The organism is Pseudomonas graminis (assembly GCF_900111735.1).
GTDB lineage: Bacteria > Pseudomonadota > Gammaproteobacteria > Pseudomonadales > Pseudomonadaceae > Aquipseudomonas > Aquipseudomonas graminis.
In genome coordinates, this window is the sequence record NZ_FOHW01000012.1 from 93,600 (window position 1) to 107,737 (window position 14,138).

General features: G+C 61.7%; 12 protein-coding genes. 4 read left to right on the plus strand and 8 right to left on the minus strand.

The window, feature by feature from the left end; translation table 11 throughout:
• The first annotated feature begins 31 nt into the window (after positions 1-31).
• The 4 genes from BMY98_RS11500 (at position 32) to BMY98_RS11515 (ending at position 4,318) form a co-directional block, all read left to right on the plus strand.
• Complete coding sequence (locus BMY98_RS11500; RefSeq protein ID WP_074889062.1) at positions 32-745, plus strand: GntR family transcriptional regulator; 714 nt, start codon at positions 32-34, stop codon at positions 743-745.
• Positions 742-1,758 carry an ADP-ribosylglycohydrolase family protein gene (locus BMY98_RS11505; RefSeq protein WP_074888928.1) on the plus strand — a complete coding sequence of 339 codons (1,017 nt, stop codon included), beginning with the start codon at positions 742-744 and terminating at the stop codon, positions 1,756-1,758. The genes BMY98_RS11500 and BMY98_RS11505 overlap by 4 nt, the downstream gene beginning before the upstream one ends.
• Before the next feature lie 159 nt (positions 1,759-1,917).
• On the plus strand, positions 1,918-3,387 hold the full coding sequence (locus tag BMY98_RS11510; RefSeq protein WP_074888931.1) for a purine-cytosine permease family protein: 1,470 nt from the start codon (positions 1,918-1,920) through the stop codon (positions 3,385-3,387).
• Positions 3,377-4,318, plus strand: a complete 942-nt coding sequence (locus BMY98_RS11515; RefSeq protein WP_074888933.1) for a PfkB family carbohydrate kinase — start codon at positions 3,377-3,379, stop codon at positions 4,316-4,318. The genes BMY98_RS11510 and BMY98_RS11515 overlap by 11 nt, the downstream gene beginning before the upstream one ends.
• Positions 4,319-4,507: 189 nt before the next feature.
• Here the strand turns inward: BMY98_RS11515 and aauR are convergent, their stop codons facing one another.
• The 8 genes from aauR to BMY98_RS11555 all read right to left on the minus strand — a co-directional run bounded on the left by aauR (position 4,508) and on the right by BMY98_RS11555 (position 14,101).
• On the minus strand, positions 4,508-5,833 hold the full coding sequence (gene aauR / locus BMY98_RS11520; RefSeq protein WP_074888935.1) for a two-component response regulator AauR: 1,326 nt from the start codon (positions 5,831-5,833) through the stop codon (positions 4,508-4,510).
• A 178-nt stretch (positions 5,834-6,011) separates the two neighbouring features.
• Positions 6,012-7,910: a two-component sensor histidine kinase AauS gene (aauS, locus tag BMY98_RS11525; RefSeq protein ID WP_074888938.1), complete on the minus strand. Its 1,899-nt coding sequence runs from the start codon at positions 7,908-7,910 to the stop codon at positions 6,012-6,014.
• Positions 7,911-7,999: 89 nt separating this feature from the next.
• The gene (locus BMY98_RS11530; RefSeq protein ID WP_074888941.1) at positions 8,000-8,734 is read right to left on the minus strand and encodes an amino acid ABC transporter ATP-binding protein; all 735 of its coding nucleotides are present in this window, start codon (positions 8,732-8,734) and stop codon (positions 8,000-8,002) included.
• Entirely contained in the window at positions 8,731-9,396 is a 666-nt protein-coding gene (locus BMY98_RS11535) for an amino acid ABC transporter permease (RefSeq protein ID WP_074888945.1), read from the minus strand. The genes BMY98_RS11530 and BMY98_RS11535 overlap by 4 nt, the downstream gene beginning before the upstream one ends.
• Positions 9,396-10,142 carry an amino acid ABC transporter permease gene (locus BMY98_RS11540; RefSeq protein WP_074888949.1) on the minus strand — a complete coding sequence of 249 codons (747 nt, stop codon included), beginning with the start codon at positions 10,140-10,142 and terminating at the stop codon, positions 9,396-9,398. The genes BMY98_RS11535 and BMY98_RS11540 overlap by 1 nt, the downstream gene beginning before the upstream one ends.
• A 118-nt stretch (positions 10,143-10,260) precedes the next feature.
• On the minus strand, positions 10,261-11,175 hold the full coding sequence (locus BMY98_RS11545) for a glutamate/aspartate ABC transporter substrate-binding protein (RefSeq protein WP_037012307.1): 915 nt from the start codon (positions 11,173-11,175) through the stop codon (positions 10,261-10,263).
• 392 nt (positions 11,176-11,567) lie between these two features.
• A complete protein-coding gene (gene glpD / locus BMY98_RS11550) occupies positions 11,568-13,130 on the minus strand; it encodes a glycerol-3-phosphate dehydrogenase (protein WP_074888952.1) in 1,563 nt (520 codons plus the stop codon).
• Positions 13,131-13,345: 215 nt separating this feature from the next.
• Complete coding sequence (locus tag BMY98_RS11555) at positions 13,346-14,101, minus strand: DeoR/GlpR family transcriptional regulator (protein ID WP_074888955.1); 756 nt, start codon at positions 14,099-14,101, stop codon at positions 13,346-13,348.
• Between the last annotated feature and the right edge of the window lie 37 nt (positions 14,102-14,138).

The window sequence follows — 14,138 nt, forward strand, 5'->3', positions numbered from 1 at the left end:
CCCCCAGCCACTTTCGGATATCAATTTGTACATGATTAGACAGGTTCGGTTCGACAAGAAAAAACGTGTGGTGGATGAGCTGGCTCGACGTATCGAGTCCGGCCAGATGGGCTCGGGCGAGTTGTTGCCCGGCGAGAATCTGCTCGCACAGGAATTCAATGTCAGCCGTGGCACGCTGCGCGAGGCGCTGTCCGAGCTCAAGCGACGCAACTACATCGCCACGCAAACCGGGGTGGGCTCAATCGTGACCTACGACGGCATTTCGCTGGATCAGCGCGCCGGGTGGGCCCAGGCCCTGGCAGACACGGGCGCCAGGGTCAGTACCGAGGTTCTGCGTCTGGTGGCGGTGCAACGGCCTGACCTGGCGGGTCGGTTCGGCACGGCCGATTTCATCGCGCTGGATCGCCGTCGAACGGCAGGCGATGGCAGCGTGGTGTCCCTGGAGCGTGTGCTTATTCCGGCCTGCGATGGCCTGGAGAACCTGCCCCGCGAAGGGCTGATCGATGATTCACTGACGGTCACGCTGGCCGCCCACGGCTATGTCGGTGATCGCGGCGATCAGTGGATCGGCGCCGAGCCCCTGAGCAACGACGACGCGGTGCTGATGTTACGGCAGCCGGGCTCGGTGTTTCTCAAGGCGACGCGCACCACTTTTGATCGCCGGGAACGTTTCATGGAGCACGTGGAAAGCCTTCTGGATCCCGTGCATTTTCGTCTGCATCTGGCTTTTGGATCACCTACATGACTGCACTGATCGACACGCGCGACCGAGGCCTGGGCGCTTTCTACGGACTGGCACTGGGCGACGCGTTGGGGATGCCGACGCAGTCCTTGAGTCGCGAGCAGATCAGGCAGCGATTCGACCGAATCACCGAGTTGCAGGCCGCCGGTGCCGATCAGCCCATTGCGCCGAACATGCCCGCAGGGTCGATCACCGATGACACCGAACAGGCGATCCTGGTCGCCGAGTTGCTGGTGGCCGGAGGCGGGCGCATTGAACCTTCGGATCTGGCACAGAGCCTGATCGACTGGGAAGCGGTGATGCAGGCCAAGGGGTCCCAAGACCTGCTCGGCCCCTCGACCAAACGCGCCATCGAGATGATTCTGGCCGGGCACAGCCCTGAAGAAGCCGGCCGTTTCGGCACCACCAACGGCGCCGCCATGCGCATTACGCCGGTCGGCATTGCCTGTGATGTGCGCGAAGAAGCGCCCTTCATCGAGGCGGTCAAGCAGGCCTGCCAGGTCACCCACAACACCAATCTCGGCATCTCCAGCGCAGCGGCGGTAGCGGCGGTTGTCTCGGCGGGCATCAGCGGTGCCGGTCTCGGCGAAGCCCTCGAAGTCGGCGCCCGGATCGCCCATGAGGCGGAGCGCCACGGATACTGGATCGCCGGTGGCCGCATTGCCGCTCGAATCCGCTGGGCTAAACGGCTGTGCGCCGACTGCAGCAATGAGCAACTGCCCGAATTGATTTATGACGTGATCGGCACGTCGGTCGCCTCCCAGGAATCGGTGGTCGCAGCGTTCGCCGTGGCGCATCAAGTGGCTCGCGGGCAGTTGTCGGCATTCGATGCGCTGTGCATGGCTGCCAGCCTGGGCGGCGACACCGACACCATCGCCGCCATTCTCGGGGCGATGCTCGGTGCCTGTGAAGGCATGATCGCGTGGCCCGAGCCGCTGATCAAACAGATCCAGACCGTTAACGGACTCGACCTCTATCCCGTGGTCGAGCAGTTGCTGTCCCTGCGCGGGGTCTGACCCGACCGACGCCAGCCCATATAGAGAACAAGACCTACCTCGCGGCTCTATGCAGCGGCGAGTCAGGGTTTTTGCAGCCTGCAGAAGCCCACGCTGACAAGGATGTCGTTTGCTTTGCGTACTGCCCACAACCAGAACAAATGGCACAGGAGCATTCCCATGACGTCATCCAACGCCGCTCAAGGCGCAGGTCAGCTTGAAACACGCGGCATCGAACCGGTTCCGGAAAACGAATGCAACGGCCACCCGTTGCAGCTTTTCTGGGTGTGGTTTGCGGCCAATATAAGCATCCTCGGCCTGCCGCTGGGGGCGACGCTCGTGGCCTTTCGCGGGCTGTCGATCGGGCAGGCGATCATCGTGGCGATTCTCGGCGCGGCCGGTTCGTTTGCGGTGGTCGGGGTCATCTCCATCGCAGGTCGCCGGGGCAGGGCGCCCAGTCTTACGCTGTCGCGGGCGATTTTCGGCGTGCGCGGGAATATCGGTCCGACCATCGTTTCGCTGATGTCGCGTCTGGGCTGGGAAACCGTGAACACCACGACCGCCGCTTTCGTACTGCTGTCGCTGTGCTCGATCCTCTTCGCCACGCCGGTGGAAGCCAAGAGTGCGCCGGGCCTGACCCTCGTGTTCATCGCCATTTTTGTGCTGATGACGCTGACCGTTTCCGGCCTCGGCCACGCCACCTTGCTGGTCATTCAGAAATGGGCGACGTACATTTTTGGCGCGTTGAACGTCATCGTCGGCGGGTTCCTGATCGCCCACATCGACTGGCCCGCTGTATTCAACGCCGCGCCTGCACCGGCGAGCGCGATGATCATCGGCATCGGCACCATGGCCGCCGGCACGGGCATCGGTTGGGCCAACGCGGGCGCCGACATGTCGCGCTATCAGCATCGCAGCGTCAAGGCCACGCGGCTGGTGGCGTCGGCCGCTTTCGGCGCGGGCATCCCGCTGGTGCTCCTGATTACTCTGGGCGGGCTGCTGTCGGTGGGCAATGACCACCTGGCGTCGGCCACTGATCCGATCATCGCGATCCGCGAACTGCTGCCGACCTGGATGGCCGTGCCGTACTTGATCACGGCGTTCGGCGGGCTGCTGCTCTCCAACAACCTGTCGGTGTACTCGGCGGGCCTGACCACGCTGACGCTGGGCCTCAAGATCAAGCGCGTGCACGCCGTGATCGTCGACATCGTGGCGATCTTCGCCGGCTCGATTTACTTCATGCTGATCGCCGACAGTTTCTACGGCCCGTTCATCACGTTCATTTCGATGCTCGCCGTGCCGATCACTGCGTGGGTCGGGATCTTCATCGTCGACCTGATGCGTCGCCACTATTACTCACCGGCTGACTTGATGGACGTCTCGCCGCGCAGTGCTTACTGGTATCGCGGTGGTATCGAGTGGCGTGCGCTGGGTGCGTGGGCCCTGGCCATTGTGCTCGGTTACAGCTTCACCACAGTCGCGACGACGCCGGAGAACGTGATATTCAAAGGTTTGCTGTCCGACTCGTGGTTCGGCCATAACGGGCTGGGCTGGATCGTCACCTTCCTGGTAGCGGGCGGTGTTTATGCCTTGCTGGGCGGTGCCCGTGACCGTCGTGTTGTTGCAGAAGAGGTTGTTCATGCCCGCTAGATTGCTTTACACCGGCCAGGTCGTTGTCGATCTGGTCATGGCCCTGGACGCCTTGCCTCGCTCCGGCGGTGATGTGCTCGCCCGCTCGGCGGCCTTTGAAACGGGCGGAGGATTCAACGTGATGGCCGCCGCACGACGCAGTGGCATGCCAACGCTGTATCTCGGTCGCCACGGCGCGGGGCGTTTCGGCGATCTGGCGCGGCAGGCCATGGCAGCAGAAGGCATCGACATCGCGGCGGCGGCGTCGACGGTTCAGGACACTGGCCTGTCAGTGGCGCTTATCGAGCCTTCGGCCGAGCGCTCGTTCATTTCCTACGTCGGTGCCGAGGGCGGTTTGTCGGCTGAAGATCTGCAGGGTGTCGATGTACAGCCTGAGGATTACGTCTTCGTCAGCGGCTACAGTTTGCTGCACGAAGGCAAGGTGTGGACGCTGCAGGACTGGCTCGCGCGGTTGCCGGCGGGGGCGGGCGTGGTGTTCGATCCGGGGCCACTGATCGATTCGCCCGAGGCGCCCGGGATGCAGGCGGTGTTGCCATTGATCACGCTGTGGACGAGCAATGCCGAAGAGGCGCTGCGCTTCACCGGGTGCGAGAGGATCGAAGCGGCCCTCGACAGACTGGCGCACTGGGTGCGCGACGACGCGTTATTGGTGGTACGTGATGGACCGAATGGCTGCTGGATCCGCGAGGGCGCCGAGACCCGACACGTGCGTGGCTTCCCGGTGACGGCCATCGACACCAACGGCGCCGGCGATGCCCATGCGGGCGTGTTGCTGGCCGGGCTGGCGTCAGGGCTTTCAGCTCCGGAGGCGGCATTGCGCGCCAATGCGGCCGCGGCCATCGCCGTCACCCGCTGGGGCCCGGCGACCGCACCGACGGCGGCAGAAGTGGATGAGTTAGTCGGCAGCAGCGAATTTCCCCTAGCACCCTGATGATCCCCGCCATCGCATAACCTGTAGGAGCGTGGATTGTCCCGCGGTCTGGCGCGAAGCGGCAGCCAATCCGCTGACTGCGGTTCCTCAGGAAGGACCGAGTCGTCCGGTTTTACGACTGCTGCGCAGCCGATCGCGGGACAAGCCACGCTCCTACGGCCTGCGGCCAGAATCAAACAGCGAGCTTGGTCACCCCAACCCGTACTTCTTCACCTTGTCGAATAACGTGGTCTTGGCCATGCCCAGTTCCTGGCTCGCCTGGCTGAGATTCCCGCCGCTGCGCTGCAACGCCTCGCTCAGCAGGTTCTTCTCGAACGCTTCCACGGCCTCAGCGAAATCCAGGCGTTGAGTGGCCACTTCCGCACCGGCGGTCTTGAACGCAGGCAGTCCCAATGCGTAGCGCTCGGCGACGTTGCGCAGCTCGCGCACATTGCCTGGCCAGTCGTGGGCCAGCAGCGCCGAGCGGGTATGGGCATCCAGCTGCGGCGATTCACGGTCGAAGCGCAACGAAGACTGCTGCAGAAAGTGTTCGAACAACTGCAGGATGTCTTCGCGCCGCTCCCGCAAGGGCGGCAGTTCGAGGGTCACCACGTTCAATCGGTAATACAGGTCGCTGCGGAACTGGCCCGCCTTGCTCAGGGCATTGAGCTCCGACTTGGTCGCCGCGATCACCCGGCAGTCCACCGCCACGCTATGGTTCGAACCCAGTCGCTCCAGGGTGCGCTCCTGCAGCACCCGCAGCAATTTGATCTGCAGGTTGATCGGCATGCTTTCCACTTCATCGAGAAACAGCGTGCCGTTGTGCGCATGTTCGATCTTGCCGATGCGGCGTTTGCCGGCGCCGGTGAAGGCGTTGGCCTCGTGACCGAATATCTCGCTCTCGAACAGGCTTTCCGGCAGGCCGCCGCAGTTCAGCGCGACGAATTGATGGTCATGGCGGCGGCTGAAGTCATGCAGGCAGCGGGCGACGAGTTCTTTGCCAGTGCCGGTTTCACCTTCGATCAGCACGTTGGCCGAGGTGTCCGCGACATTGGCGATCAGCGCGCGCAGGGTTTGCATCGCCTGGGAACGGCCAATGATCTTGCCTTCCAGAGAATCGCGCTCGGCCAGTTGCCGACGCAGCGACCAGACTTCCCGGGCCAGCCCGCGTTGCTCCAGGGCGCGGCGAGCGGCGTCGACCAGCCGCTCGGGGGAGAAGGGCTTTTCCATGAAATCGTAGGCGCCGTCGCGCATCGCGCCGACGGCCATCGACACATCACCGTGACCGGTGATCAGCACCACGGGCAGGGTCCGATCGCGTTCTTTCAGGCGCTTGAGCAGCTCAAGGCCGTCCATGCCGGGCAGGCGGATGTCACTGATGACGATGCCGGCGAAGTTCTCATTCACCAACGCCAGTGCCTCTTCGGCGCTGCCCACGCCCTGGCTGTGAATGTCTTCCAGCGCCAGCGCCTGCTGGCAGCCGAGCAGGACATGCGGGTCGTCTTCGACGATGAGGACCGTCAGATCAGTGTTCATGGTGTATTCCAGTACGACAGCGTTGCGTTCATCGCGATAGGACCCCGTGGCCGAAGTGCGCAATCCTGTAGGCGCGCGCTTGCCCGCGAAAGCGGTGTGTCAGGTTTGAACAAGGTGACTGCCCCAGTGCTCTCGCGGGCAGGCTCGCCGCCCCGGTGCCCGGCGATGCGTTGATCTCTCATACACCCGCCGCCCCGCGATCAACCAGAGGTAACACCAGCACGAACATCGTGCCGCCCTCGGCCGGGTCTTCAGCGTTGAGTGTGCCGCCTGCCGCTGCGGCGAGGCTGGCGGACAGCGTCAAACCCAATCCCAGCCCCTGTTCACCAGGCTTGGTGGTAAAGAAGGGTTCGAACAGGTGCTTGCGCGCTTCAGCGTCGATGCCGTGGCCGTTGTCTCGCACGCGCAACCGGTAGCGGCCCTCGAACACCTCACCTTCCAGCCACAGAATCGGCGACGGCTGCGCTTGCATGGCGTCCAGCGCGTTGCCGATCAGGTTGACCAGAATCTGCTCAAGGCGGGTCTGGTCGATCCCCAGCTCAACGTCGTCGATCTGCTGATGCAACTTCAGCGACGCATTGTCCAGGCGCGCCGCGAGCAACTGCAATGCAGCTTCGACTGCCTTGCCCAGGGACGCCTGACCTTTGTCTTCTCCGCGCCGGGCAAAGGCGCGCAGGCTGGCTGTGATGCGGCCCATGCGATCCACCAGATCGTTGATGGTGCGCAGGTTCGCACTCGCCGTGTCCAGCGCGCCCCGTTCGAGAAACCGAACGGTGTTGCCCGACAAGGTGCGCAGCGCCGCCAGTGGCTGATTCAGTTCATGGGCGATGCTGGTGGACATCTGGCCGATGGCCGCGAGTTTGCCGGCCTGGATCAATTCGTCCTGGGCCTGGCGCAGGGTTTCTTCAGCCTGGCGACGTTCACGAATCTGGCCCTTCAGGCGTTCGTTGCTGGCGCGCAGGTCGGCGGTGCGGTCGGTGATGCGCCGTTCGAGTTCGTTGTTCGCCTGCTCCAGCGCTTCCCGTGCGGCGAGGCGGGTGGAAATCACCTTGCGCCGCTCGTTCCAGGCAATCAGCAGAAACGCCACCAGCGCGCAGGCAACGGCGACCAGCATTCCCTGATTGGCGGCTTCTCTACGCAGGTCTTCCAGTGGTGTCAGCAGGGTCAGGTGCCAAGGCGTGTCAGCCAGTTCCCGGGTCTGCGCCAGATAACTCACCACCGTGTGCTCATGGTCGACGCTGGTGTTGGCAGGAAAGGTCAGCTTCTCGACCCCGTCGGCAATCGATTCACGTTCCAGCGGCACCAGTTCGTTGAGCGGCCACCAGTAATATTGCAGGCTGCGCGCCAGCCGCTCCTTGATCTCGGCGGTTAGCGGGCGGACTGATTTCAGCCGTCGCGCGGGGTCGCTGGAGAGGATGATGATGCCGTTCTCGTCGCTGACAAACGCCTCCAGGCGCGCGCGCTGCCAGCGTTCTTCCAGCGCTTCGAGCCGGACTTTGATCACCGCGACGCCGATGATCTTGCCTTTCTCTTCCAGCCCGTGGGCCAGGTAATAACCCGGTTCGCCGGTGGTGCTGCCGATGCCGTAGAAACGGCCCGGCAGACCGCGAATCGCGTCCTGATAATAGGCGCGGAAAGACAGGTCCTCACCGAGGTAACTGTCGGCGTCGCGCCAGTTGCTGGTCGCCAGCACCCGGCCGGTGGTGTCCAGCACATAAATGGCCCGACTGCGGCTGCGCCGATTCAGGCCTTCAAGATAATCGTTGACCTTGGAGCGCAACTCCCCAGACGGATGGTTGAGCAGGTCGGAAACATTGGATTCCAGCTCCAGCACGCTGGGCAGGTAGTTGTACTTGTTGATCTCGCTCTCGACGGTGCGCGCGTGCAGCTCCAGCTGACGCTGACCGTTTTCACCCAGCGCCTTGATGGCGTTCGTCTCGCTGTACAAATACGTGACGTATCCCAGCGCAATCATCAGCAGGATGATCAGCGGCGGCACGAACAGATGGCGAATCAGTCGAGGTTTCACGGCGAGTGATGGCGGCGCGGCGCGGTAGAGAGGGGGGTCGCATTTCATCACAGTCGTCCTGGACCGGCCAGCCGCCCGTTTCATGATTCATGAACGAGCGGCCGGTGGTTATTGCGCCCTCAAAGGGCTAATGCTTTTTAGTGCTGCAGGATTTTGTTGAGGAATTGCTGAGCCCGCTCGGAGCGCGCGTTGACGTCGCCGAAGAACTCTTCCTTCTGGCAGTCTTCGACGATCTGGCCTTTGTCCATGAAGATCACCCTGTCCGCCACTTTGCGGGCGAAGCCCATTTCGTGGGTCACGCACATCATGGTCATGCCTTCATGGGCCAGCTGCACCATCACGTCGAGCACTTCGTTGACCATTTCCGGGTCGAGTGCGGAGGTGGGTTCGTCGAACAGCATCACCACCGGGTCCATCGCCAGCGCGCGGGCAATCGCCACACGCTGTTGCTGACCGCCCGACAATTGCCCCGGGTGCTTGTGGGCATGGGCCGAGAGGCCGACACGTTCGAGCAGTTGCAGGCCTTTTTTCGTGGCTTCTTCCTTGCTGCGGCCCAGCACTTTGATCTGCGCGATGGTCAGGTTTTCGGTGATGGTCAGGTGCGGAAACAGCTCGAAATGCTGGAACACCATGCCCACGCGCGAACGCAGCTTCGGCAGATTGGTTTTCGGGTCAGCGATTGAGGTGCCATCGACCACGATATCGCCTTTCTGAAACGGCTCCAGCGCGTTGACGCACTTGATCAGCGTGGACTTGCCCGAGCCCGACGGGCCGCAGACCACAATCACTTCACCCTTTTTGACCTCAGTGCTGCAATCGGTCAGCACCTGGAAGTCCCCATACCACTTGTTGATATTTTTGATGGAAATCATACGGCTAACCTTTTTTGCATGAACTTGACCAGGCGCGACGCGGCGAAGCTGATCGTGAAGTACACCAGACCGGCGACAATCAGGAACTCGTTGGAGCGCCCGATGATGTCGCCGCTGGAGCGTGCCGAGTTGAGGAAGTCGACCAGACCGACCGTGTAGACCAGCGAGGTGTCCTGAAACAGGATGATGCTCTGCTGCAACAGCAGCGGGGTCATCTTGCGGAACGCCTGGGGCAGGATGATCAGACGCATCATCTGGCCGTAGGTCATGCCGAGCGCTTGAGCCGCGCCCATCTGGCCGCGGGAAATCGACTGTACGCCGGCCCGCACGATTTCACAGAAGTAGGCCGCCTCGAACATCATGAACGCCACGACGCAGGAGGTGAACGCGCCGATCGGCGTGTCTTCGCCGGTGATCCAGCGCAGCACGAACGGCACCGCCAGGTAGAACCAGGTGATGACCAACAGCAGCGGGATAGACCGGAAATAGTTGACGTAGGCGCCGGCAACACGTGACGCCAGCTTGTTCGACGACAACCGCATCAGCGCCAGAATCGTGCCGATGATGATGCCGCCCACAATGCCCATGGCCATCAACTGCAAGGTCATGAGCATGCCGTTCCACATGCCCGGGATGGCGGGAATCACTCCAGAGAAGTCCATTACTTACCTCCCACGGAGATCAGGCCCGGCACCGCGACCTTCTTCTCGACCAGACGCATGAGCAGCATCAGGCTCATGTTCAGGGTGAAGTAGATCAGCGTCGCCAGGGTGAAGGCTTCGAACAGGTTCGCGGAAAACTCGGCGGTCTGTTTGGTCTGCGCGAGCAACTCCATCAGGCCGATCAGCGACGCCACGGACGAGTTCTTGAACACGTTGAGGAATTCGGAGGTAAGCGGTGGAATGATGATCCGGTAAGCCTGGGGCAGCAGCACGTTCCAGTAGATCTGCGGCAGCTTGAAACCCATGGCACGGGCGGCGGACTCCTGTCCCACCGGCAGCGCCTGAATACCGGTGCGCACTTGCTCGCACACACGTGCGGCGGTGAACAGGCCCAGGCACACGACAACGCTCAGGAACGCCGAGGTGGTCGGATTAAGGTCTTGCTTGTACCACTCCTGCAGGTTTTCAGGCAGCAGATCCGGCACCAGGAAGTACCAGATGAACAGCTGCACCAGCAGTGGCACGTTACGGAAAATTTCCACGTAAATCGCGGCGATTGAAGAAACGATGCGGTTGGGCACCGTGCGCATGACACCGAGCACCGAGCCCAGCAGCAACGCAATGATCCAGGCAACGACGGCAATGGCGATGGTCCAGCCCAGCCCGGTGATGTACCAGTCCAGATAGGTTTCGCTGCCGACGCCCGTGGACTTGAAGAACACGCCCCAGTCCCAGTTGTAATTCATCAGGGTCTCCCCTCTTATCGATCGTTATGCACGCACGCGCCAGGTAGCGGCTTCCGGAAACGCAGGGCGTTTCCGGAAGTCAGGCTTTTCACGTTTTCAGAATGGCGGAGCGAAGGACTCAGGCCTTCTTGTCCGGCGCCGGCTTGTCGTTCGGGTTGGCGATCAGCGCCTTGAGCTGTTCGCTCATCGGGAACATCAGGTTCAGGCCTTTTGGTGGAATCGGCTGGGTGAACCACTTGTCGTAGATCTTGTTGATCTCGCCCGATTTGTAGGTCGCAACGATGGCGTCGTCGACGGCTTTCTTGAACGCAGGGTCTTCCTTGCGAACCATGCAGCCGTAGATTTCGTAGGACTGAGGAGTGCCGGTAACGGCCCAGTCGGTCGGCTTCTTGGCCTTGGCCATTTCGCCTGCGAGCAGGGCGTCGTCCATCATGAAGGCAACGGCGCGGCCCGATTCCAGCATCTGGAACGACTCGCCGTGGTCTTTGGCCGAAATCACGTTCATGCCCATCTGCTTGTCGGCGTTCATCGCCTTCAGGATGCGCTCGGACGTGGTGCCCGCCGTGGTCACGACGTTCTTGCCCTTGAGGTCGTCGAAGTCTTTGTAAGAGGAGTCAGCCTTGCTCAGCAGACGGGTGCCGATTTCGAAAATGCCGACGGAGAAGTCGACTTGCTGGGCGCGCTCGGCGTTGTTGGTGGTGGAGCCACATTCAACGTCGACGGTGCCATTCTGCACCAGCGGGATACGGGTCTGGGAGGTGACCAGGTTGTATTTGACCTTCAGGTCGGGCATGTCCAGGTCTTTCTTGATCGCTTCAACGATCTTCAGCTGGATGTCAGCGGAGTAGCCCACTGGCACGCCGGAAGCGTCAGCGATGTAGGAAAAAGGAATGGAGGAGTCGCGGTGACCGAGGGTGATGGTGCCGGACTCTTTGATTTTCTTCAGAGTGCCGGTGAGTTCGGCGGCGAAAACGGGAGTGGTGATCAGAGCGGCAGCAATGGCTGCGCCCAGGAGTTGGGGAACGATGCGCATCTGGTTTTCCTCGACATTGTTTTTTTTATTGGGCCGGTGTTGGACGGCCCTATCGTTTCAGAGCGCTTCAACGGCGGCCCAGTCAGGCGACACGCTACATCGAAGCAATCGTGCAAGAGTGTAGAGCATGAGTCATGCCAGAGATGTGGCAGAGGCTAAGCGCATGAAAGTGCTGGAGATTTACGCAGGAAGGATGTCAGAGGGGAGATTCGGCCGTCCGGGATTCCGAATCGGGTGGGGCAGGGTGTTCGGGAATCCGAATGAGGCTGGGGCTTGAGTCACCTGTAGGAGCGCGCTTGCCCGCGAAAGCGTCGTGCCAGTCAACGTCTCCATCAACTGACCCAATGCCATCGCGGGCAAGCGCGCTCCTACAGGAGATCAGTGCACCCTGATCAGGCTGTGAGGGGGGCGGTGACGACCATCAGGTCGATGGGGTTAATGCTGCCAGCCACTTTATCCAGGTACACCTGAACCTTCTGCTGCTCTTCCGGAGTAGTGAACAAGCCAAGCTTGGTCCGGCGCCACAGGATGTCTTCGGCCTTTGTCGCCCATTCCTCGCTGCACAGGTAATCCACTTCACGGCTGTACAGGCCACCGCCCAAGTGTTCGCCCATTTCGCTCAGGCCCTGGACGCCCTCGACGATGCGCCAGCTGCGTGAGCCATAAGTAATGGCCCAACGCCTGGCGATCTCCGCCGGCAGCCAAGTGCAACGCTGTTGCAACTCGGTGGCCAGTGCCTCGGGCGTGGTCATGCTTTCACCGCCCGGCAGGCTGGCTTTCGCGGTCCAGCTTGGCTTCATCTGCGGGAAGAACGGCGCCAGCTGCTGCATCGCCGACTCTGCCAGCTTGCGGTAGGTGGTCAGCTTGCCGCCGAACACGGAAAGGATTGGCGCTTCCTGAGCGCTGCCCGACAGCGACAAGGTGTAGTCACGGGTGATCGCCGACGGGTTGTCCGACTCGTCATTGCACAGCGGACGCACGCCAGACCACGTGCTCAGAATGTCAGCGCGGCTGAGTTGCTTCTTGAAGTGATCGTTGACGATCTTCAGCAGGTAATCGGTCTCGCCTTCGGTGATCGCTACTTTACCCGGATCGTCAGAGTATTCACGGTCGGTGGTACCGATGATGGTGAAGCGCTCCAGGTACGGAATGGCGAACACGATGCGCTGATCTTCGTTCTGCAGAATGAACGCGTTTTCGCCTTCGTACAGTTTTGGCACGATCAAGTGGCTGCCCTGAATCAGGCGAATGCCGTACTGCGATTCGAGCTTCAAGTCTTCACGAATGAATTTGGCGACCCATGGACCGGCTGCGTTGACCAGCGCTTTGGCGCGAATGGAAAACAGGCTGCCGTCCGCGCGCTCCATGTTCATGTGCCACAGACCGCCGCTGCGACGGGCGCCCAGGCAGCGGGTCTGGGTATGAATGTGCGCGCCTTTTTCACGGGCGGCCATGGCGTTGAGGACGACCAGACGGGCATCGTCAACCCAGCAATCGGAGTATTCAAAACCCTTGGTGATCGAGCTGTTCAGCGGGCTGCTGGCGCCGAAACGAATGGTCTTCGATGCGGCCAGCTTCTCGCGCTTGCCAAGGTGGTCATAGAGGAACAGACCGGCACGGATCATCCACGCGGGGCGCAGGTGCGGGCGGTGAGGCAGCACAAAGCGCATCGGCTTGACGATGTGCGGCGCTTTTTCCAGCAGCACCTCACGTTCGGCAAGCGCTTCGCGAACCAGACGGAATTCGTAATGTTCAAGGTAGCGCAGGCCACCGTGAATCAGCTTGCTGCTGGCTGACGAGGTGTGGCTGGCGAGGTCGTCCTTCTCGCAGAGAAAGACCGAAAGGCCCCGGCCCGATGCGTCTGCCGCGATGCCGACACCATTGATGCCACCACCGATCACGGCAACGTCATAGACCTCGGAAAGGGGTGGGGTCGGCAAACTGGACTGGGCCATCGGGGCCTCCTGAGTGTTCGATCGCGTTCGAATGTTGCCTTAGACGGAGGGCGAATTCGAACATTTATGTTCATTTCCGAAAATAGTAGCGCAATAAGGCGCACGCAGCCACTCAGTATTCATTGAAAATACTGATCAGAGGGAAGGGAAAGGAACAAAAGCGAACATCGGAGGGTGAGCGAGCGCCGCAATCGCGCTCGCTCATGGATCGGGGGTTAAACCACTTCCAGCCGAATCTTGTTCTGCGTCAGCAGTTGCGCCAGCGCAGGCACGGGCGTTTGGTCGGTCACCAGGCAGTCGATCAGCGTGATCGGTCCCAGTCGAACCATCGCGTTTCGGCCGAACTTGCTGGAGTCCGCGGCCAGGATCACCTGACGCGCGTTGGCGATGATCGCCTGGGAAACGCGCACTTCCTGATAATCGAAATCCAGCAGGCTGCCGTCCTCATCGATACCGCTGATGCCCACCAGAGCGAAATCGACTTTGAACTGCGTGATGAAATCCACGCTCGCCTGACCGACCACGCCACCGTCCCGGCGCACGTTGCCGCCCGCCAGCAGTACCTCGAAGTCGTCCTTGCCGCTGAGAATCGACGCCACGTGCAGGTTGTTGGTGATGATCTTCAGGTGGTTATGGTTGAGCAGCGCGCGGGCAATAGATTCGGTGGTGGTGCCGATGTTGATGAACAGCGACGCGTGATCCGGGATCTGCGCGGCAATGGCCTCGGCGATGCGTTGCTTCTCATCGCGCATCTGATCGGCGCGCATGGCGTAGGCAGTGTTTTCGATGCTGGAATCATAGGCCGCACCGCCGTGGTAGCGACGCAGCAGATTCATTTCCGCGAGCTGATTGATGTCGCGGCGGATGGTTTGCGGGGTCACGACGAACAGCTGCGCCATTTCCTCGATGCTGACGTAGCCGCGCTCACGGACCAGCTCGAGGATCTGCTGTTGACGGGGTGGCAGATTCATTTTTTATCCTTCGGGCACGGGCGCCCATGATGCCGCA

What these genes read in the sequence shown, in the direction of transcription:
- BMY98_RS11500 (WP_074889062.1), top strand. Translation starts at nt 32, where the DNA reads ATGATTAGACAGGTTCGGTTCGACAAGAAAAAACGTGTGGTGGATGAG.
- BMY98_RS11505 (WP_074888928.1), top strand. Translation starts at nt 742, where the DNA reads ATGACTGCACTGATCGACACGCGCGACCGAGGCCTGGGCGCTTTCTAC.
- BMY98_RS11510 (WP_074888931.1), top strand. Translation starts at nt 1,918, where the DNA reads ATGACGTCATCCAACGCCGCTCAAGGCGCAGGTCAGCTTGAAACACGC.
- BMY98_RS11515 (WP_074888933.1), top strand. Translation starts at nt 3,377, where the DNA reads ATGCCCGCTAGATTGCTTTACACCGGCCAGGTCGTTGTCGATCTGGTC.
- aauR (WP_074888935.1), bottom strand. Translation starts at nt 5,833, where the DNA reads ATGAACACTGATCTGACGGTCCTCATCGTCGAAGACGACCCGCATGTC.
- aauS (WP_074888938.1), bottom strand. Translation starts at nt 7,910, where the DNA reads ATGAAATGCGACCCCCCTCTCTACCGCGCCGCGCCGCCATCACTCGCC.
- BMY98_RS11530 (WP_074888941.1), bottom strand. Translation starts at nt 8,734, where the DNA reads ATGATTTCCATCAAAAATATCAACAAGTGGTATGGGGACTTCCAGGTG.
- BMY98_RS11535 (WP_074888945.1), bottom strand. Translation starts at nt 9,396, where the DNA reads ATGGACTTCTCTGGAGTGATTCCCGCCATCCCGGGCATGTGGAACGGC.
- BMY98_RS11540 (WP_074888949.1), bottom strand. Translation starts at nt 10,142, where the DNA reads ATGAATTACAACTGGGACTGGGGCGTGTTCTTCAAGTCCACGGGCGTC.
- BMY98_RS11545 (WP_037012307.1), bottom strand. Translation starts at nt 11,175, where the DNA reads ATGCGCATCGTTCCCCAACTCCTGGGCGCAGCCATTGCTGCCGCTCTG.
- glpD (WP_074888952.1), bottom strand. Translation starts at nt 13,130, where the DNA reads ATGGCCCAGTCCAGTTTGCCGACCCCACCCCTTTCCGAGGTCTATGAC.
- BMY98_RS11555 (WP_074888955.1), bottom strand. Translation starts at nt 14,101, where the DNA reads ATGAATCTGCCACCCCGTCAACAGCAGATCCTCGAGCTGGTCCGTGAG.